Source organism: Nocardiopsis dassonvillei subsp. dassonvillei DSM 43111 (assembly GCF_000092985.1).
Lineage (GTDB): Bacteria > Actinomycetota > Actinomycetes > Streptosporangiales > Streptosporangiaceae > Nocardiopsis > Nocardiopsis dassonvillei.
On the sequence record NC_014210.1, the window covers coordinates 3,665,969 to 3,686,710 of the forward strand.

Here is a 20,742-nt window from a genome sequence, read left to right on the forward strand (position 1 = left end):
CCCCGGCTTGGGGGACGGGCGGCAGTCACGGTCCGCAGCGGGGCGGACGAAGCCGACAGGAAGAGCACAGGCGGATTTCGGGCGGGCCCGGCCGAGGACGTGTGTCACCGAGCCCGGGGCACGCCGTTGCGCCCACCGGGGAGGCTGGAGGGTCTGAGTGCCTCAGACGAACTCGGGTGCCCCGGCGGGCATGGTAAATCGGAACTCCGCGCCGCCGCTGGGGGCGCGTCCGACGGTGATCGTGCCGCCGTGGGCCTCGACGAGGCCCTTGACGATGAACAGTCCGAGGCCGGTCCCGCCCCGGCGCTTGCTGCGCCAGAACTGGCGGAAGACGCGCGGAATGGTCTCGGGCGCTATGCCCTGGCCCTCGTCGCGCACCGACACCGCTGTTCCTCCCTCGCAGGGCTCGATCACCACACTGACAGTACCAGCGCCGTGCCGCACCCCGTTTTCCACGAGGTTGGACAGGATCTGCTCGATCTTGTCGGCGTCGAGCCACATGCGCGGCAGCTCCCCCCTGGTCTCGACCCGGAAGCGCTCCTCCGGTTCGCCGGAGGCGACGCGGCCGGCGACGACCCGGCGCACGGCGTCGGGCAGGTCCACCACCTGACGGCGCACCTCCAACCGGCCCGACTCTATGCGGGAGACGTCGAGCAGGTCGTGGATGAGGCGGGTGACGCGGTCGGCGTCGGCGTTGACCGTCTCCAGCATGAACAGCTTCTGCTTGTCGGTGAGCCGTTCCCACTTGGCGAGCAGGGTCGAGGTGAAGCCCTTGACGCTGGTCAGGGGTGAGCGCAGTTCGTGGGCGACCTCGGAGACCAGGTCGGCGCGGGAGCGCTCGGCGTGCGCGGAGGCGTCCCGCAGGGTGACGACCAGGCGGACGAGCTCTCCCCCGGGACGGGCGCGCACCTAGCGCGCGGCGACGAGCACCTCGCGGTCGTCGGGCAGCAGGAGGGCGCGCTCGGCCTGGCGGACGCGGTCGCGCGCACCGCCGTAGGGGTCGCTGGCCTGCCACCAGTCGTTTCCGTCGACGCCCACGAGGGGCAGGACGGCGCGGTAGTCGCGGCCCAGGGCGGACTCGGCGGGGATGCCCAGGACCTGGGCGGCCTGGGTGTTGAAGAGTACGACGCGACCACGGGAGTCGGCCACCACGACGCCGTCGGGCAGGTCGTCGGCGTGCAGCGGAGTGCCGCCCGGTCCGGCGGGCGAGCCGCCGTCGACCTCCCACAGAGCCGCGGGGACCCGGTCGCTCGCACGGGGCCCGGGAGCGTTCTCGGCGGGGACGTCCACGGCCGGTCCGGCTCCGTGCCCGGGGTCGTCCGGGGAGTGAGCGGTCCCGCTGCCCGAGTCCTCCGCCGGGTGGTCCACCTGCCGGCCGCTGCCCACGCCTCTCCCCGCCCCCCTTGAAGGTCCACGACCACAGGCTCCTGGGCCGAGAACCGCTGACCGGTCGTATCCGCGACACCCGTGGACACCACCGCAGGTTGTCTACCCTGCACTTCCACCTGGTACGCCTCGCGACCCGGGAACGGGCGCCCGACGACAGACGAGCGTACAAGCCCCCCTGCGACGGCCCGTCGCCCGGGAACGGGGATCGCGGGCCTCGGCACACGGTGCGTGCTCACACCATGTCGTCAAGCCTGCCTTGTGGGACAGGAAGGACACGGCGTCGCACCCGCGACACGGGTAGCCCGTCGGGCCCCACGCGCGACGCGCATGGACCCTCCCGCGATCCCCAGGCCCCGACCCTATAGGCACGCGGTGCCGATGCACGTGCACTTCGGGCGAACCCGGTACCCGGAATCCGCACGGGCGCCGGCGGCCGGGCCCGTGCGCGGGAGTTCCGCGAACGCACCCACTCCGTTACGCACAGTCACTACGCGCGTCGTGAGCTGGGCCGATCCGAACCCGCCCGGCCCGGCTCAGGAACGCCGCTGCTGCCGCGCGGTGGTGTAGAGGCAGACCGCGGCCGCGGTGGCCAGATTCAGGCTTTCGGCCCCGCCGTAGATCGGGACGCTGACCGCGCCGTCGGTCAGGGCGACGGTCTCCTCGGGCAGTCCCCAGGCCTCGTTGCCGAACACCCAGCCGACCGGGCCGTCCAGGTCGCCGCTGTCGGCGACGGCGTGCAGGTCGCGCTGGCCGCTGCCGTCCGCGGCCCACACCCGCGCGCCCACGCCGCGCAGGAAGTCGACGGCGCGCGCCACGGGGACGCCCACGACCACGGGCAGGTGGAACAGGCTTCCGGCGGAGGCCCGCACGCACTTGCCGTTGTAGGGGTCGACGGAGGCGTCGGTGAAGATGACGACGTCGGCCCCGGCCGCGTCGGCGGTGCGCAGCACCGTGCCCGCGTTGCCCGGATCGCGGACGTGGGAGAGCACGGCCGCGAGGCGGACGTCGCCGACCCGCTCCAGGGGGACGTCGACGAACTCGCAGACGGCGATGACCCCCTGCGGGGTGACCGTCTGGGCCAGTTCCGACATCACGTCCAGACTGACCCTGTGGGTGGGCACGTCCACCGCGCGGGCGGCGTCCACCAGGTCGATGTGGCGCTGCATCGCCTCCGCGGTGGCGTAGACCTCGACCACGCCGGAGGCGGCCCCTCCGTGGGGGGACCGCCCCTGGGCACCGTCGACCGCCGCGGCCAGGGCCTCGCGCACAGCCTGCGGGCCCTCGGCGAGGAAGCGCCGCTCGCGTTGGCGGAAGGTGCGCTTGGCGAGCCGCCGAACCCCCTTGATCCTGGGTGAGCGGATGCTCGTGAACTCGTGGCTCGCCATCACCGCTCGCTTAGGCCGCGGCCTCGGCGGGGAGGGCCTTCTTGGCCGTCTCCACCAGGCTGGCGAAGGCGGCCTGGTCGTTGACCGCCAGCTCGGCGAGCATACGGCGGTCGACCTCGATGCCGGCCAGCTTCAGACCCTGCATGAAGCGGTTGTAGGTCAGGCCCTGGGCGCGGGAGGCGGCGTTGATGCGCTGGATCCACAGGCGACGGAACTGCCCCTTGCGGTCCTTGCGGTCCCGGTAGGAGTAGGTCATCGAGTGGAGCATCTGCTCCTTGGCCTTGCGGTACAGGCGCGAGCGCTGCCCGCGGTAGCCGCTGGCCCGGTCGAGGACGACCTTGCGCTTCTTCTTGGCGTTGAGAGCCCGCTTCACGCGTGCCACTGGAACTCCCTAGTTGTCTCTTCCGGCGCGCGCGGCGCGCCGACCGGCCCGGCTGCGTCGAACCCGGCGACCGTGTTGCTTCGGTGGTTCCCTCCCGGAGGCCGTCACCGCACCGGCCGTGACCGATGGGCGGGCGCTTCCGCGGAGGGGAGGGCCCGGGACTACTTGCCGAGCAGCTTGCGCATGTTCTTGGCGTCCGCGGGGGAGAGCACGGCCTCGTTGCCCAGCTTGCGCTTGCGCTTGGAGGTCTTGTGCTCAAGGATGTGGTTCTTGTTGGCACGGCGGCGCATGATCTTGCCGGAGCCGGTGACCTTGAAGCGGTCCTTGGCCCCACTGTGGGTCTTGTTCTTCGGCATGTCGCCGTCGTCTCCTACTCCGTCGGAGTGCCACCCGCCCCGAGGGGGCGGCTGACACGGTTCTTCCGCTGCTGCGGCGGGGACACCGCGCGTCGGGGCGCCGCATCCGGGCCGTGCGCGCGCAGCCCTTCTCACCACCCGGTCCCTACCGGCGACCGGGCGGTGGAGGACTCCGCGTCGCTAGGCGTCCGTGCTCTGCTCGCGGCGGGTCTTGTCCCCCGCCGCCGCGCGGGCCTCGGCCTTGTGCTCGGACCGCCGCTTGTGCGGGCCGATCACCATGACCATGTTGCGACCGTCCTGCTTGGGCTGCGACTCCACGGTGCCGAGGTCCTGGACGTCCTCGGCCAGGCGCGCCAGCAGTCGGCGGCCCAGCTCGGGCCGGGACTGCTCACGGCCGCGGAACATGATCGTCACCTTGACCTTGTCACCGCTCTTGAGGAACCGCACCACGTGACCCTTCTTGGTCTCGTAGTCGTGCGGGTCGATCTTCGGGCGGAGCTTGATCTCCTTGATGATCGTGTTCGACTGGTTCTTGCGCGACTCGCGGGCCTTGACCGCGGACTCGTACTTGAACTTGCCGTAGTCCATCAGCTTGGCGACCGGCGGGCGCGCGGTCGGTGCGACCTCGACGAGGTCGAGGTCGGACTCCTGGGCCAGACGCAGGGCGTCCTGCACGGAGACGATGCCGACCTGCTCGCCGTTGGGTCCGACGAGACGGACCTCGGGCACCCGGATGCGGTCGTTGATGCGGGGCTCTGCGCTGATGAGACCCCTCCCTAGCTATGTCGATTACCTGGGACCGGTCGCCCGCCTGGTGGTGGACGGCCATGTGGACCGGGCCGCCCTCGTCCGTCGGGCCGCCGGTCGAGTCGGGGTCCGCATACAGCGAAAACCCCGCCAGCGTGTGCAAGCGGGGTGATCCGACCGGATATTCCCAGCGAGGTCGCGCGCGTGGACCGGGCACCCCGGACACGGGTGCTCGGTCGACGTAACGCGGCGCGGTCGATCGCCGGGCCGGAACCTACGCGGGCGGTACCCGGCAGGTGGGAGGATCATCTCCGCTTGCGGCTCCGGTGTGGGACACACCGGACCAAGTCGATACCTCATCGTACCAGTGTCCGGAGCCCGTTCGTCCCACCCGGCCGGGCACCCTCTCCGGCCGCGCTCAGGCGGGGACGGAGCGGCGGGCCAGTTCAGCCTCACCGGCCGCGCGCATGGCCTCCACGGGCACGTCGTCCACACCGGTCATCAGGCGGACCTGCTCGACGGCCTGGTGCAGGAGCATGGGGAAGCCGCCGACCACGCGGCCGCCGCGCGCGGCGACGGCCGCGGCGGCGCGGGTGGGCCAGGGCGAGTAGACGACGTCGAACAGGTCTGCGCGCGAGGCGGCGAGCAGGTCGGCGTGGAGGTCGGCCGCGCCCGAGGGCAGGGAGGACACGACCAGGTCCACGTCCAGGTGCTTGTCCACCTCGGCGAGCGGCGCCACCTCCAGCGGGTGGCCCGTGCGGCGGGCCGCGGCGGCCACCTGCCCGGCCCGGGCCGGGTCGCGGGCCAGCACGGTGACCGGCGCGGTCAGGCCGAGCAGGCGCAGCGCGACGAGGGCGGAGGCCGCCGTGGCCCCGGCGCCCAGGACGACCGCGCTGCGGGGGGCGTCGGCCCCGGCCTCGGCCAGGGCCGCGGTGATCCCCGCCACGTCGGTGTTGTGGGCGTGCCACTCACGCCCGCGGTGGACGAGGGTGTTGGCGCCGCCCGCCTGGAGGGCCAGGTCGGAGACCGTCTCGGCCAGCTCCAGGGCGCGGCGCTTGAGCGGCATGGTCAGGGAAAGCCCGGCCCACTCCCCGCCGAGTCCGGCGAGGAAGGGCGCGAGTTCCTCCTCACCGCACTCGTGCAGGCCGTAGGACCACTCGTCCAGGCCCATCGCCGCGTAGGCGGCGGTGTGCAGGACCGGTGAGAGCGAGTGGGCCACCGGCGAGCCCAGGACGGCGGCGCGCACCGTTCCCATGTCAGCGTCTCCCTACCACTCGGCCTGGTTCTCGGCGACCATCTGGTTGTGCTCCTCCAGGGTGGTGGAGAAACCGGTGTGACCGTTCTCGGGGTCGACGAGCGCGAAGTAGAGGTAGTCCTCGTCCGCCGGTTCCAGGGCCGCCTCGATGGCGTCCTGTCCGGGGGCCACGAACGGCCCGGCGGGCAGCCCGGTCATGCCGTAGGTGCTGTAGCCGCGCGGGTCGGCCTCGCAGGAGGCGCGCTGCTCGTCGTTGAGGAAGGTGCCCTCCTCACCCAGGACGTAGAAGCACGTGCTGTCCATCTGGAGCTGCATGCCCTCCTCCAGGCGGTTGTGCACGACCGCGGAGATGAGGGGCATGTCCTCCTTGGTGCCGGTCTCGGCCTGGACGATGGCCGCGATCGCCATGACCTCGTTGGCGTCGTAGCCCAGCGCCTCGGCCCTGCCCTCCAGGTCGATCTCCTCGGCGACCTGGGTGTGCTGGGTGACCATCGTCTTGAGCACCGAGAGCGCGTCGGCGCCCGGGTCGAACCGGTAGGTGGACGGGAACAGGTAGCCCTCGGGCCCCTCGGTGGCGTAGTCGGGCAGGCCGAGTTCGTCGGTCTGGGCGTAGGCCGCGTCCAGCTCCTCGACGCTCAGGTCGGTGGCCTCGGAGATCCTCTCGAAGATCCCGTCCGTGCGCAGCCCCTCGGGGATGGTGACGCGTCCGCCGACGCGGCTGGCCGGGTCGAGCAGGGCGGCCACGGCGGCCTCGCCGCTCATGCCCTGGGCCAGGGAGTAGGTGCCGGGGGCCAGTCCGGAGCCGAGCTCCTCCTCGGGGACGGCGTCCAGCGCGTTGAGGAACGCGCGGGGGCTGGCCACGATCCCGGCCTCGGCGAGGTTCTCTCCCACGACCGAGCCCGCGTCGCCCTGCTCGATGACGAACACGGTCTCGCCGCTGCCCTGGCCGTCGAAGTCGGCGGGCAGGACGTAGGTGCGGATGACGGCGTAGCCGCCGCCCGCCACGACCAGGAGCAGGACCAGGGCCAGCACGATCGTCAGGGCGCGGCTCCTGCGGCGGCGCTTCCTGCCGCCCTTGCCCGCGTTGGCGCGGGCCCTCTTGAGCTCCTTGGCCTTCTTGCGGCTGCTGCGTCCGCCCCCGTAGGCCTCGGCGATGTCGGCGAGGTTGGGCTCCTCGTACTCGTCCTCCTCCTCGGGCTCCTCCTCCGGCTCCTCGCGGCGGCCGCGCCTGCGGCGGCCTCCGCGCCGACCGTCGTCGGCCGCGGACGCGCGGCGTGAGCGGCGGGGACGGGGCTCGGGCTCCTCCTCGGGGGCCTCCTCGGCCGGGGTCTCGTCGGGCTCCTCATCGGGAGCCTCGTCCTCCTGCGGGGCCTCCTCCTCCACGGGGGCGCCGCGCCTGCGGCGGCCGCCGCCGCGGCGGCGGCCTCCCCGGTCCGCCTCGGCCTGCCTGCGGCGGGAGCGGCGCGAACGCGGCTCGGAGTCCTCCTGCGGCTCCTCGTCGGGGTCCGGGGCCTCGAACGCGCCGGAGTCGGGCTCCGGGGACGCGGCGAAGGCGTCGGTGCCGGGGAAGGCACCGCTGTCGGCGGGGGCGTCGGAACGCTCGTCCCACGGGTCCCGGTCGGCGCGGGCTCGGCGGCTGCGACGGGCCGGGGGCTCCTCGACCGCGGCGAACGCGCCGGTGTCGGCGGAGCCGCTGACGCCGGGGAAGGTCCCGGAGTCGAAGACGCCGCTGTCCTCGGGGGCGTCGTCCAGGAAGCCGCCGGTGGGCTCGTCGTCGCGCCTGCCGCGCCTGCGGCGCGCGCGACGGCCGCGGGGCTCCTCCTCGGGGGGCGGAGCCGCGGCGGCGGGCGCCTCGTCGGCCGGGGCGCCGCGCCTGCGGCGCCCTCCGCCGCGGCGGGGCTCCTCGGGCTGAGGCTGGGGCTCGGGTTCGGGCTCGGGTCCGGGGCGGGCGCGGCGGCCGCGCCGGGGCGGCTCGTCCTCCCCGGAGGAAGCCGCCGCGGGGCCCCGCGCGGGCCGGGCGGGCGCGGCGGCCTCGCCCAGGTTGGCCAGGGCGGCCAGGGCGTCCTGGGTCGGGTCGCCCGCCGGACCGTCCTGGCGGGAGCGCGCGGGGCCCTGGGGGCGGGGCGACGGGGGCTCCTGGGACCGGGGCGCCTCGGGGGTCGACGGCGGGGGGCGCTGGAGCGGGCGGCGCGTCCACCGCGCAGGGCGTCGGCGGCGCCGCCGCGTCGGGTGGGGCCCGAGGGACCGGAGGAGCCGGAGGGGCCGGAAGGGCCGGAAGGGCCTTCCGCCGGCGGCTCGGCGCGGTGACGGCGCCCGGACGGCTGTCCTTCGGGACTCAGCGGGTCGTACCCGCCGCCGCGGGATGCGTGCCGGGAGGTGCGGAACTCACCCGTGCCGGAGTCCTCGTTCCAGTCCGCCGGTTCGGGGCGCGCCCTGCGGCCGCGCGAGGGCGGCTGCGCGGGCGGGGGGCCGCTGAGCGGGTCGTAGTCGTAACCGCGCTCGCGGTCGGCTCGCCCACGATAGGGAGTGTCGGGGTAGTCATCCCTGTCGTTCATCATTCTCCCTGGCTGGAGCGGACGATCTCGCCCGGGGGATGGCCTGTTGACCGTTCCTGGTCCAAGGCGCTCTGGAGGAGCACGGTGGCGGCGGCCTGGTCGATGACCGACCTGCGGGCCCGGCCGCCCTTGGCGCCCTTGGCGGCGAAGGAGGCGCCGGAGAGCAGCTGGCTCTGGGCGGTCACCGTGGTGAGGCGTTCGTCGACCAGGCGGACGGGGACGGGGTGCAGGAGAGCGGCGAGCGTACGCGCGAAATCCCTCGCGGAGCGGGCCGCCGGGCCCTCCTCCCCCGACAGCGAGGCGGGGTAGCCCACCACGACCTCCCGTGCCTGCCGTTCCAGGACCAGCAGGGCGATGCGCTGCGTGTCGCCCTTTCCCCTCCGGATGGTCTCGACCGGGCTGGCGAGCATGCCGCTGGGGTCGCTCGCGGCGACTCCGATGCGTGCGTTGCCGGGGTCGACGGCCAGGCGCACACCGTGCCTCACGAGGACCTCTTCCCGGAACCGGGAGCGGTGCTCGGGCGGGCCGTGCCGTTGCGGACACGGCACCGCGGCTGGGAAATCCTCAACACGGTGGTCCTGTTCGTCAGCTGGATCGCGGGAAAGTCCGCACAGACAGCCGTGTGATCGGCTGTGACGCGCCACAGTATGCCCGATTCGATGACAGCACGCAGCCTCAACGGTGTTGGGCGCCGTGCGGGGCCGCGGGCCGCGTCGGCCGCCTCGTACGGGGCGGTTCCGGCGGGGTCCGGGTCGGACGCGCTCCGTCAGAGTGTAAAACACCCCGGAGCCGGTGCTGCGCGGGCGAACGCCGCCGCGACACCCGGCCGCCGGGCCCGGGGCGGTTCCCCCGCAGGTGGCGGCGGGTCCGGGCCCGGTGGGGGCAAGCGTGCCCGAGCACCGTGGAATCCTCCACATAGCCACGCTTGGTTATGTTACATATTCATTTAGTGTCCACGCGGGGTTCGGTCGGCGCGCCCGGGGAAACGGCCGGGCCGGGTGGTCCTCGTCACGCCGGACACACGCCCGCGCACACGCGTCGGGCGTGCGCGGCACCGGTGCCGCGCACGCCCGTCGAAGCCGTCGGCCTAACCCCTGGCCACGCGCTCCTCGACGGCGCGCAGGGCCTCGTCCACCTTGGTGGCGTCGCTTCCGCCGCCCTGGGCGATGTCGGGCTTGCCGCCGCCACCGCCGCCGAGCGCGCGGGCCGCGATGCCCACCAGCTCGCCCGCCTTGATCCCGGCCTTCTGCGCGGCCTTGTTGGTCGCGATCACCACGACCGGGCGGTCCTTGGGCACGGCGGTCATCGCCACGACCGCGGGCTCGTCCTCGCCGAGGCGGCCGCGCACGTCCAGCACCAGCTTGCGCAGGTCGTCGCCGCTGGCTCCCTCCGGCGCGGGGGCGGCCACCACCAGCGCGGCGCCGTGACGGCGGGCGCCCTCCGCGATCGAACCGGCCGCCTGGAGCACCTGGGCCGCGCGCAGCTTCTCGATCTCCCGCTCGGCGGCGCGCAGCCGGGAGACCATGGAGTCGATGCGCTCGGGCAGTTCCTCGCGCGGGGTCTTGAGCTGCTCGGACAGCTGTCCGACCAGTGTCGACTCCTTGGACAGGCGCCGGAAGGCGTCCACGCCCACCGCAGCCTCCACGCGGCGCACGCCCGAGCCGATGGAGGACTCGCCGAGCAGCTTGACGATGCCCAGCCTCGCGGTGGAGGGCACGTGGGTTCCGCCGCACAGCTCGACGGAGTAGTCGCTCATCTCCACGACGCGTACGCGGTCGCCGTACTTCTCGCCGAACATGGCCATGGCGCCCGTCTTCAGCGCCTCGTCCAGGCTCTTCTCCTCGGTCTGGACCGGGATGTCGCCCGCCAGGACGGTGTTGACCTCCTCCTCGACCTCGGCCAGGCGCTCGCCGCCCAGCGCGCTGTCGGCGGTGAAGTCGAAGCGCAGCTGTCCGGGGCGGTTCTCCGAACCGGCCTGGCCCGCGGACGGGCCCAGCGCGTTGCGCAGCGCCGAGTGGATGAGGTGGGTCGCCGAGTGCGAGCGCTCGATGGCGTGGCGGCGGCCGGTGTCGATGCCCGCGTGCACGGTGTCGTCCAGGACCACCTCCCCGGAGCGGACGGTGCCGCGGTGCACGAACAGGCCGGGCAGCGGCTTCTGCACGTCCTCCACGTCCACCACGCCGCGGCCGTCCACGGTCAGCGTGCCGGTGTCGGCGAGCTGGCCGCCGCTCTCGGCGTAGAACGGGGTGCTGTCCAGGACGATCTCGACCTTGTCCCCCGCGCGGGCCGCGGGCGCCGAGACGCCGTCCACGACGATGCCCTTGACGCGCGACTCGCTCTCGGACTCGGTGTAGCCGAGGAAGTCGGTCTCCCCCGCGCCCTCCAGCATCCGCGCGTACAGGGAGATGTCGGCGTTGCCGAGCTTCTTGGACCTGGCGTCGGCCTTGGCGGTGTCCTTCTGGCGCTGCATGAGCTCGCGGAAGGAGGACTCGTCCACGGACAGGCCCTGCTCGGCCGCCATCTCCAGGGTGAGGTCGATGGGGAAGCCGTAGGTGTCGTGGAGCTGGAAGGCGTCCGTCCCGGAGAAGACGGTGCCGCCCCCGGCGCGCGTGCGCTCGGCGGCGCGGCCGAACAGCGCGGTGCCCGCCCGCAGGGTCTCGGCGAAGTTGCGCTCCTCGGTGTCGATCACACCGTGGATGACGTCGGCCCGGTCCAGCAGGTCGGGGTAGATGTCCTTCATCGCGTCGATGCTGACCTCGGTCAGCTCGTGCAGGAAGGCGGTCTCGGTGCCCGAGAGCAGGCGCAGGTTGCGGATGGAGCGGCGTAGGATGCGGCGCAGGACGTACCCGGCCTTCTCGTTGCCGGGCCGCACCCCGTCGCCGACGAGCATGACGGCGCTGCGCACGTGGTCGGCGACCACGCGGAGCATGACGTCCTGCTCCTGGTTGTCGCCGTAGCGGGTGCCGGTGAGCTCGGCGGCGCGGTGCAGGACGCGGCCGATGATGTCGGTCTCGTAGATGTTGTCGACGCCCTGCAGGACCGCGGCGAGGCGCTCCAGGCCCAGGCCGGTGTCGATGTTCTTCTTGGGCAGCTCCCCGAGGATGGGGTACTCCTTGCCGCTGCCCTCGCCTCGCTCGTACTGCATGAAGACGAGGTTCCAGATCTCGATGTAGCGGTCCTCGTCGGCCTCGGGGCCGCCGTCGACGCCGTACTCGGGACCGCGGTCGTAGAAGATCTCGGAGCAGGGGCCGCAGGGACCGGGCACGCCCATGTCCCAGTAGTTCTCCTCCTTGCCCATGCGCTGGATGCGCTCGGGCCGCACGCCCACCTTGTCGCGCCAGATCGCCTCGGCCTCGTCGTCGTCGAGGTAGACGGTGACCCACAGCCTCTCGGGGTCGATGCCGAAGCCGCCCTCCTCCACCGGCGTGGTGACCAGCTCCCAGGCCAGCGGGATCGCCCGCTCCTTGAAGTAGTCGCCGAAGGAGAAGTTGCCCAGCATCTGGAAGAACGTGGCGTGCCGGGAGGTCTTGCCGACCTCCTCGATGTCCTTGGTGCGGATGCACTTCTGCACGCTGGTGGCGGTGTCGTGGGGGGGCGTGCGCTGACCCAGGAAGTAGGGCTTGAACGGAACCATGCCTGCGGGCACCAGCAGCAGCGTGGGGTCCTCGGCGATGAGGCTTGCCGAGGGCACGACGGTGTGTCCGTTCTTCTCGAAGAAACTGAGGAAGCGGCGCGCGATCTCTGCCGTCTCCATTGATGCCCTCCTGCTGCTCGGCTCCGCCGCCCTGGGCGACGTGGCTGTCCCTGCCGGGACCGTGGTCACGCGTGGTCGGTAGGCGCCCATCGTAGAGGGAACCGTGATGCCAGCGCGCGTGGTTTGCGGGTGGCCGCCGGGGCCGTCCTGGTCAGGACAACGGCGGCGGCCTGGTTGTTCCCAGGCTATCGCCGCCGACCACCGCCGGGCCCCGTCGTCCACAGGCCCTCGGGAACGCGGCGGCGGCCCCGCGGGAGCGGGTCGCGGCGGACCCGCCGCCGGGGCTGGCCGTGGCCGCGGGAGAGCGCCGGGCCGCCGCGGGAGACGGAGGGAGGAGGGGTTCGCGTTTCGGCTTTTCCGTAACCCGGGACCGTCCGGAGGCCGGACCCCGCGAGGAGCCCCCGGCAGGACGCGTGAACCGGTGCCGCGCACGGCGAGGGGGACCGCGATCCCTCGCGGTCCCCCTGTGACCCGGACGGGCCGGCCCGCCTCAGTAGGCGGCGGAGGCGGGCCGGGTGTAGTAGGCGCGCGTGGCCTCCAGCAGCATGAGCACGATCATGAGGACGGCGAAGGCCAGCGGGACGACCGATCCCACGGCGCCGGTGACCGCGTTGAACACCAGGGAGAGCGCCGCCAGCCCCTGGAAGACCACGACCGACCACAGGACGCCCGCGCTGCGGCGGCCCATCAGCACGGCGAGGAGGGTGGACAGGACCCCGTAGACGAACGGGACGGCGCCGACGAGCGCGAAGAGCAGCCCCGCCTCGGTGGAGGAGACGGGAAAGCCCGCTCCCTCCTGCACGCCCTGCAGGAATTCCTCGCTGAACCGGCCGTCACCGGAGGCCATCGCGGCGGCCAGCCACAGCAGCCCGCCGAGCAGCAGGCCGCAGGCACCGCCGATGAACATCAGCACCCGCACGGCGACGGCCGCGCCGGGCACCCCGGAGGACCTCTCCGACACGAGGACGACCGGGAGCTGCGGATAGTTACCGTACGGCTGCGGATCCTCCGGCCGCTAGCCCTCGGGGTAGAGGGCTGCGTTCGTTCGGATTGTTCGAGGGTTGTGACGGGTACATGGAGCGGACTCCGTATCACCTGGACAGCGTTCCTACGAACACCCCTACCCAGGCACCGCGAAAAGCACCGTGGCGCAGTGGAGCCGTGACGCGAAGCACCGTGATCCTCTCAGGACGGTTCCGGAGGCTTTCCCCCAGCCTCCGGCGGTGCCGCCTGATCACTCCTCCCGCTCTCTCACCGCCTCGCACAGGCGCCTGCGTCAGCCAGGCACGCGGAGCACCGTCAGGATGATGACGCCACCCTCTCCCCCGAGCCAGTGACCACTGCGTGAGTGGGAGCATCACAGATCCCATTCCCGAGCCAGCGTCTCGACCAGCCGTTCCTGACGCTCTTGGATCACCTCAGGGGTCCACTCGGAGTGGGTGAGCACCTGGCTGGTGAGTGCGAAAGTCACCACTCCGCCCTTCCCCATGAAGTACTTCTCCTTCTTCCTGAGGAAGCCGTAGTTCTGTGCCTGTGAGTTCTTCCTCCGGTTGAGTAGAACAAGATTACCGACGCGGTGAGTCCAGTAGTCGCGCTGTTCCTGGTTGAAGGAGGACGTCCATCCCGGGGCCGGATTCTGTGGAAGGACGTGCTCAACCGTGATGGTCTCGTACTCGTAGACGACCCCGGACTCGTCCGCGAGGATCTCATCGAGGCGGAGCAGGACGCAGCGACGGACTTTGGTGGACAGATAGAGTTCACCGTCGAGTTCGGCCCGGGTCGCGCGCTTCTCCTCTTCACTGAGTTCGAAGGAACGCGCGTCCAAGCCCTTACCAGAGTTGAGCTCACGTACGAGTTCGACGTAGCGCTGTATCCGGGGTGTCCGATAGACCCGGCGGATGAACATACTGGCAGCCAGCCGCTCCAGGCGGCGGAAGAACTGGTCGAGCCAGTCGGGGTCGTGGCGGTGGTGACGCACCGCCCAGAGCGCGGCCGGCCGCCAGTCGCTGTTGTCGAGCTGCTCCAAGCGCTTGAACCAGGCACTGACCTTGTCCGCCCCGGCTGGGAAGGAGTGGCTCTGATCGCGGATCTGAGCGTAGGCGTCGGTGTAGGGAATCAGGACGTCATCGATGAACTCCGCGCCGTTGCCCGGCAGATAGCGCGAGAGGACCTGTTTGGGAAACTCCAGCAACAGCTCCCGCCGAGCACGTTCACCCGAGAAGATCAGCCTCAAATGGAGGAAGGTATCGGCGAAGTCGTCGCGTCCCAGCGACTCCTCGGCGTCCTCCCACTTGGCCGCGTACATGCTGCTGAGCTTCGGATCCAGGTCACCGATGATCCTCGCTTTGAAGATGTCGGCCGGGGACAGGTCGAGTCCTCGGGCGTTCATGACGCTGAAGATACGGTGTGCGCTGTTCAGGTCTGGAGTGCTGACCACGACGAGGTAGGTTCGCGCGCTGAGCATTCCGGCGAGTTCCAACCGACGCTCGTCGGACCACCCCTCAAGCGCACGGGACAGAACCTTCGCGTTGGTCTGTACCGCCTCCTGAGCACTGGTCTTCAGAGCCGTACGGGGAAGGCCAAGCAGACCGGGAACGGAACCAGTCGTCTGCACGTGCTCGCGGAAGAACTCCACGTCCTTCGGCCGTAGCGCCAACCGGGGTTTGGGGTCCAGCTTGAGCATCTTACTGCCCGGCTCCACCACCATCTTCTCCAGCTCGGTACGCAGCTCCGCGTCCTTGGTCTGGTCACGCAGGATCGCGAACAGGATGGTGAGGGTCGTCAGGCGCTGCTGGCCGTCGATGACCTCGGCAATGGCCGATTCCTTGCTCTTGACCAGCACAGCCGATCCGAGGAAGTAGGGCTCTTCCCTGTCGCGTTCCAGAGCTTCCTTGAGGTCGTCGAGAAGCTGGAGGGCGTCCTCGGCCTCCCAGGCGTAGGGGCGCTGGTAGTCGGGGATGCGAAAGTCGTAGTCGCTGGAGAAGACCTTGTGCAGGGGGACCTCGTGGGCTTCGAGCTGTTGCATGTTCCGATCATGACCCAGCCCAGTGACTTTCCTGTCGCAAACGGGAGATTCCCCGCGTCCACACACAAGCGGCACCGCGGGCCATCTGACGGACTGCCGGTATATGACGATGGCGGGTGAGGGGCCGCCTGAACCGGATCTGGCTACGGCCGGTCAGCGACCGGGGCCCTCGACTTGACGACGGCTGTCAGCGCCGACCACTCCTCACACGACACTGCCCGGGACGTCTTCGAGTTGGCCCTCCAGTCGTCCCGGGCAGTGCACCAGGAGAAGGGAACACCGTATGTCCGATGTCCACGCACTCTGTGTCCCGATTGTCCACCACGCGTGGACGGACGTCGACACCTCCATCGACGCCGAAACCCCCGAACTGCGCTCCGATGACCAGTTCGAGCGCCACATCGAGACCATGACCGAGCTGCTCACCACTACCGGGTTCACCGTCTCCGCCCCCGATAACTCTGACCCGGCCCAACTGGAGATCTCCAACACGAACACGGGTTACACCATCTCCCTCGACCTGTGCGAGGACCGAGGCGCACAGTGGAGCCTCACCGCCGACGACGAGATCGATCCCGGCACCCCCGCCGTGCTGCTCACCACGGTCATCGCCCGGGTTCTCCAAGCAGGTGCCCTGGACACCGGGTGAGTCCTCTCTCCGGTGGCGGTCGACGGCCGCCACCGGCCACCAGCCCCTCCAAGCAACCTTTCGAAGGGTTTCAATACTACTGATAACCCCTCTTATCGGATCATCAGATTGCGGAGGCATCCCTTCGGGTCTACGGTCCAGATATCCCCAAGAATCCCTTGCTCCCGAGAGGAGGTGAAGGTGGGCTCCCCCCTATTGGTGACGCTCTCCGAGATCGCCGAGTACGCCCAGGTGCGCCGACCCAGCGTGAGCAACTGGCGTCGACGCCATACCGACTTTCCTCGTCCTGTGAGCGCTTCCTCGAACGTACCGCTGTTCGACTCCGACGAGGTAGCCGCATGGCTGGACCGGCGTCCAGTCCACAAGGCCGCTTCTCCTGTGCACACAACCGAAGACGAGGAGAACTCCCCGGCGACCTATGGCGAGGTGTATCGGACGGGCATCCTACTCTCCGCGGTCACCTCGCACCGTGAACTACCTCCCGAAGAGCTCCTGATCGCGGCCCTCCGCGTTGTCTGCGCCTACCGTTCCGCATCCGAGGCGACTCCGGTCACCGTTCAGGAATTCCCACCCGATCCAGATCTGCACGCCTCGGTCCATGCCCTGGTGGATGTACTCGGGCGAGCGGCGGCCACAGAGCGCCTCATGGACCTGGCCTCACGGTTGGAGCTCTCCTGGGCACCCGAGCAGGCACCCCCGGCCGTGTGCACGCTCGTCAGCAGGCTCCACCAAGTCCTCGCCGACGGAGCGGGGGACGCCTCCATCGTTGATCTGTCCGCCGGAGCGGGTGCCGGGCTCCTGGCGTTACTCAGCACTGGAGCACCGCGTTCGGCCACCGCGGTGGTGAACGAGGTATCGCTCGGCGAAATCCTCTCCCTCCGTCTCCGAGCCCATGGAATACCGGCCGTGGATATTCAGGTCAGCGCACCGATCACCCACGACTCCGACGTGGTGCTCGCCTATCCGCCCTTCGTTCCCGGTGAGCGGGCCGACCACGCTGACCACCCACTCCTGTGGGCGGAACAGGCCGTGAGCATGCTTCAGACCGACGGACTCGCTTACGTCGTCGTCCCTGACTGGACACTCACTCACACAGGACGGGGCAGCTCCACTCCTCCTGTGGCCGCCTCCCGGGAACGGCTGCTCCGCAACCGGTGTATCCGAGCGGTGGTCCAACTGCCCCGCCGTATCCACCCCAGCCGCCCCGGCGCGGAGCTGGTGCTCCTGGTCCTGACCCCGCGAGGCGAGGGGGGCAGCACCGTGACGCTGTGCGACGCCGATCGAATCGCGCGAACGCAGGGACGCCATACGTCCGCGAGGACCAACGGTCAGGGGTGGATTGCCCCATGGGCGGAGGAAACCGTACTCTCGATCGCCGAAGCCCACCGACGCCCAGGCTCCGAGGTATGCCGTTCCTTCACACCAGCCGACCTCATGGATCGCCACCGTGTCCTCCCACTGCTCCCTTCCCAGCGGCTCACACCCTCCTCCCAACCACAGGAACACATCACTGAGGCCGGAGAAAGCCGACGGGACGCGACTGTTGCCCTCGCGGGGACATCAGGGCCGACGCTGGACTGGCTCAACCGGCTCAGGACTCCGCCCCGGCGAACTCCGACGCGGTACGAGCGGCTGGGTTCCCTACTCACCGGTGGGCAGCTACGTCTGGTCCAAGGCCACCGGATCAGGACGGACGACCTCGGTGACGAGGGCCAGACCGTCTATGGGCGTGAGGAGATGCTCGGTGAGATCCCGGTCGGGCAGCGCCGGATCAGCCCGCTCGTCCTCGCCGAGTACCCGTCCGCGCTGGTCACGGAGCCCGGAGATGTGATCCTACTCTTCGACGAACGGCTGCGCACCGTCGTCGACCAGGCAGGGGGGAGCGTCCTGTTGTTCCCCGTACAAGCCTTGCGGATCAGGGCCTACGGAGACCTGCGCAAACCCATGTCGATGGAACTCGGGCGAGCGTCCTCGGTGCGGATTTGGCCCCACCAACTGGCGGCCGTGCTCTCCGCCGGGCGCAACGCCCGGCGCGGTCGTGGCTCCCTCGTGCGCAGAGCCGACCTCGAAGGCGTGGAGATCCCCGTTATGTCACCGACGGAGGCCAAGCTCTTCGATGACGCCATGCGTGAGCACGCGGCCGAGGTCGAGCGCCTCCGCCGCCAGCTCACAGCAATGGAGGACCTCGGCGCCGTGCTGGCCTCCGGAGTCGCGGACGGTGCCCTGTCCGTCCAGCTCCACCCCCGTGCGCGTCGACCCGACTCGACCAACGTGCCTTTCGAGGGCACCGCCTCAGACTTCGACGACGACCACTAGAAGGAGCGACATCCCGTGGCGACCACGAAGGCGGCCAAGAAGCCGACCAGAACCGGGTCCAAGGACTTGAAGGACACGCTGTGGAAAGCGGCGGACAAACTGCGCGGCAGCATGGACGCGGCCGAGTACAAGCACTTCGTGCTCGGGCTCATCTTCCTGAAGTACGTGTCCGACGCGTTCGCCGAGCGCCGGGTACACATCGAGAAGGAGCTTCGCGAGGAGGGCGGGTACTCCGAGACGGACATCGCCGAGACCCTGGAGGACCGGGAGGAGTACATCGGCTACGGCGTCTTCTGGGTGCCGCAGGCCGCGCGCTGGGAGGCGATCGCCGAGCGCGCCAAGACCGGTGCGGGCGAGGACGGTGTCGGCAAGCTCCTCGACGACGCCATGAAGGCCGTCGCCAACACCAACCCCAGTCTGCGCAACTCATTGCCGCAAGGGCTGTTCAACGCGCGGGGGGTGGACGAGCGGCGTCTGGGCGAACTGGTCGACCTCATCAACCGGATCGGGTTCGGAGACCAGCTGGACCCCGACGGCAACCGCCGCAGCGCCCGGGATGTCCTGGGTGAGGTGTACGAGTACTGCCTGGGCAAGTTCGCCCTGGCGGAGGGCCGTCGGGGCGGCGAATACTACACACCCGCGTGTGTGGTCGAGCTGATCGTCGCGATGCTCGAACCCCAGAAGGGCGAGCGTGTCTATGACCCGGCGTGCGGCTCGGGCGGGATGTTCGTCCAGGCGGAGAAGTTCGTCGAGAGCCACGGCGGCAACGCTCGGGACATCGCCGTGTACGGTCAGGAGCTCAACCAGAACACCTGGCGGCTGGCCAAGATGAACCTCGCCATCCACGGGATCAGTGCCGATCTCGGCACCAAGTGGGACGACACCTTCCACAACGACCACCACCCCGACCTGCGAGCGCACGTGGTGATGGCCAATCCGCCGTTCAACATCTCCGACTGGGGCGGTGACCGGCTGGTCATGGACCCGCGTTGGCAATGGGGCGTGCCTCCGGTGGGCAACGCCAATTACGCCTGGCTCCAGCACATGGCCTACAAGCTGGCGCCGAAGGCGGGACGGGCGGGCATCGTGCTGGCCAACGGGTCGATGAGCAGTAAGCAGTCCGGCGAGGGCGACATCCGCCGAGCCATGGTTGAGGACGGACTCGTCGCCTGCATGGTGGCACTGCCCGGACAGCTGTTCCGGTCCACACAGATTCCCGCGTGTGTGTGGATCCTGGCCAAGGACAGGGGCGCGAAAGGTGGTCGGGGCTCGATTGACCGGACCGGCCAGGTGCTGTTCATCGACGCGCGCGAACTCGGTGAGATGGTCACGCGCACCGAGAAACAGCTCACCGAGGACGAGATCAAGCAGATCTCGAACACCTTCCACGCCTGGCTCGGAACTTCGTCCGCCAAGCGGAACGGTCTCACCTATGAGGACATCGGCGGGTTCTGCAAGTCCGTGAGCTTGGACGAGATCCGTGAGCACGACTTCATCCTGACCCCGGGACGCTACGTCGGCGCCGCCGAAGTCGAGGAAGATCCGGACGCCGAGCCCCTGGACGAGAAGGTCGCCCGTCTACAGAAGGAGCTTTTTGAGCACTTCGATGCGTCCGCCCGCCTGGAAGCCGTCGTTCGCGAGCAGCTCGGGAGGGTCGATGCCTGAATCGCTGGTACCAGGAACCCCTCAAACATGGAAAGTCACCACTCTTGGCGAACTCTGTGCTTCAGGTGGCGGAAATATTCAGACTGGCCCCTTTGGAAGCCAACTCCACGCCGCCGACTATGTTACTCAAGGAATTCCTAGCGTTATGCCCCAAAATATTGGGGACAACGTCATCAAAGAGGAGGGAATAGCACGGATTGCGCCGGAAGACGCATTTCGCCTCGAAAAATACCTCCTCGCACCAGGAGACATTGTCTACTCGCGGCGAGGAGATATTGAAAAACGGGCGCTAGTACGCGAGACTCAGCGCGGATGGCTGTGTGGAACTGGATGTCTCCGCGTTAGGCCCGGAGTTGGAGCAAACTCCGAATTCATCTCTTACTATCTAGGCCACCCCAGCGTGAGAGAGTGGATTGTGAAACACGCCGTGGGCGCCACCATGCCGAATCTCAATACGAAGATTCTGAGCTCCCTCCCCGTAAGTGTCCCTCCACTCAACGAACAGGTTTCCATAGCTTCAACTCTTGGGGCGCTAGATAATAAGATCACAGTCAACAAGCAGATCGTTAGCACCTACGAATCCCTTCTTGCAACTGAGTTCGAACAACTCATCAGAATAGAAGCAGGGGCAGAACAGGACATCGCCCTGGCAAACGAATTCGTAGAGTTCAATCCAAAGTACCAGAAACCATCTGATCCCACATCCCGCCATGTGAACATGGCAGCACTACCCACAAGCTCTGCCAGGGTTCACACATGGGATTTCCGAAAGCCTACACCTGGGACTCGATTCCAGAACGGTGACACCTTGCTCGCAAGGATCACTCCCTGCCTGGAGAACGGAAAGACGGCATTCGTTGACTTTATGGATGACAACGAGACCGGCATCGGATCCACTGAATTTATCGTCATGCGCTCACTCCCAGGCGTGCCGCAGCATTTCTCCTATCTTCTGGCTCGGAACAAGCGCTTCCGCGAACATGCGATCTCGAACATGATCGGAACTTCTGGGCGCCAGCGCTGCCCAGCCGACCGCCTTCCGGGTTTCTCGATGAAGCGTCCTGACCCCACAGAGCTGGAACGAATCGGAAAAGATTCCGATGTGGCATTCGCTCACATGCGATCTCTTGACTCAGAGGCCTACATTCTCGCGGAACTGCGGGACACACTCCTGCCAAAGCTGATCTCCGGGGAGCTTCGCGTCAAGGACGCCGAGAAGCGGGTCTCCGACGCGGTCTGACCCTTTCTCCCTTCTCCCCATCCG

The 20,742-nt window shown here is 69.6% G+C and carries 14 protein-coding genes and 1 pseudogene; 4 read left to right on the top strand and 11 right to left on the bottom strand.

Features of this window, described 5'->3' with window-relative positions; translation table 11 throughout:
• Window positions 1-162: 162 nt before the first annotated feature.
• From NDAS_RS15135 to NDAS_RS15185, 11 genes and pseudogenes are all read right to left on the bottom strand, one after another.
• Window positions 163-1,386: pseudogene (locus tag NDAS_RS15135) on the bottom strand (ATP-binding protein).
• 536 nt (window positions 1,387-1,922) lie between these two features.
• Window positions 1,923-2,774: a TrmH family RNA methyltransferase gene (locus NDAS_RS15140; RefSeq protein WP_013154084.1), complete on the bottom strand. Its 852-nt coding sequence runs from the start codon at window positions 2,772-2,774 to the stop codon at window positions 1,923-1,925.
• 10 nt (window positions 2,775-2,784) lie between these two features.
• A complete protein-coding gene (gene rplT / locus NDAS_RS15145) occupies window positions 2,785-3,156 on the bottom strand; it encodes a 50S ribosomal protein L20 (protein ID WP_013154085.1) in 372 nt (123 codons plus the stop codon).
• A gap of 161 nt (window positions 3,157-3,317) precedes the next feature.
• Window positions 3,318-3,512 (bottom strand): 50S ribosomal protein L35, encoded by a 195-nt coding sequence (rpmI, locus tag NDAS_RS15150; RefSeq protein ID WP_013154086.1) that lies wholly within the window; start codon window positions 3,510-3,512, stop codon window positions 3,318-3,320.
• Between the two features lie 180 nt (window positions 3,513-3,692).
• Window positions 3,693-4,277 carry a translation initiation factor IF-3 gene (gene infC / locus NDAS_RS15155; protein WP_081461740.1) on the bottom strand — a complete coding sequence of 195 codons (585 nt, stop codon included), beginning with the start codon at window positions 4,275-4,277 and terminating at the stop codon, window positions 3,693-3,695.
• 400 nt (window positions 4,278-4,677) lie between these two features.
• Window positions 4,678-5,514, bottom strand: coding sequence for a shikimate dehydrogenase (locus NDAS_RS15160; protein ID WP_013154088.1), 837 nt, complete (start codon window positions 5,512-5,514; stop codon window positions 4,678-4,680).
• Window positions 5,515-5,526: 12 nt separating this feature from the next.
• Window positions 5,527-6,897, bottom strand: coding sequence for an endolytic transglycosylase MltG (mltG, locus tag NDAS_RS28075; RefSeq protein WP_013154089.1), 1,371 nt, complete (start codon window positions 6,895-6,897; stop codon window positions 5,527-5,529).
• Window positions 6,898-8,068: 1,171 nt separating this feature from the next.
• Entirely contained in the window at window positions 8,069-8,554 is a 486-nt protein-coding gene (ruvX, locus tag NDAS_RS15170) for a Holliday junction resolvase RuvX (RefSeq protein WP_013154090.1), read from the bottom strand.
• A gap of 602 nt (window positions 8,555-9,156) precedes the next feature.
• Window positions 9,157-11,823, bottom strand: coding sequence for an alanine--tRNA ligase (alaS, locus tag NDAS_RS15175; protein WP_013154091.1), 2,667 nt, complete (start codon window positions 11,821-11,823; stop codon window positions 9,157-9,159).
• Between the two features lie 490 nt (window positions 11,824-12,313).
• On the bottom strand, window positions 12,314-12,784 hold the full coding sequence (locus NDAS_RS15180; RefSeq protein WP_232051683.1) for a hypothetical protein: 471 nt from the start codon (window positions 12,782-12,784) through the stop codon (window positions 12,314-12,316).
• 396 nt (window positions 12,785-13,180) lie between these two features.
• Window positions 13,181-14,848, bottom strand: coding sequence for a DUF262 domain-containing protein (locus NDAS_RS15185; protein WP_013154093.1), 1,668 nt, complete (start codon window positions 14,846-14,848; stop codon window positions 13,181-13,183).
• Between the two features lie 283 nt (window positions 14,849-15,131).
• Here NDAS_RS15185 and NDAS_RS15190 point away from each other — a divergent pair, with 283 nt between their 5' ends.
• From NDAS_RS15190 to NDAS_RS15205, 4 genes are all read left to right on the top strand, one after another.
• Complete coding sequence (locus NDAS_RS15190; protein ID WP_013154094.1) at window positions 15,132-15,497, top strand: hypothetical protein; 366 nt, start codon at window positions 15,132-15,134, stop codon at window positions 15,495-15,497.
• A 198-nt stretch (window positions 15,498-15,695) separates the two neighbouring features.
• Window positions 15,696-17,813 (top strand): hypothetical protein, encoded by a 2,118-nt coding sequence (locus NDAS_RS15195; RefSeq protein WP_126624995.1) that lies wholly within the window; start codon window positions 15,696-15,698, stop codon window positions 17,811-17,813.
• Between the two features lie 15 nt (window positions 17,814-17,828).
• The gene (locus tag NDAS_RS15200; RefSeq protein WP_013154096.1) at window positions 17,829-19,478 is read left to right on the top strand and encodes a class I SAM-dependent DNA methyltransferase; all 1,650 of its coding nucleotides are present in this window, start codon (window positions 17,829-17,831) and stop codon (window positions 19,476-19,478) included.
• On the top strand, window positions 19,471-20,718 hold the full coding sequence (locus NDAS_RS15205; protein WP_013154097.1) for a restriction endonuclease subunit S: 1,248 nt from the start codon (window positions 19,471-19,473) through the stop codon (window positions 20,716-20,718). Before NDAS_RS15200 ends, NDAS_RS15205 begins: the two co-directional genes overlap by 8 nt.
• Window positions 20,719-20,742 lie beyond the last annotated feature (24 nt).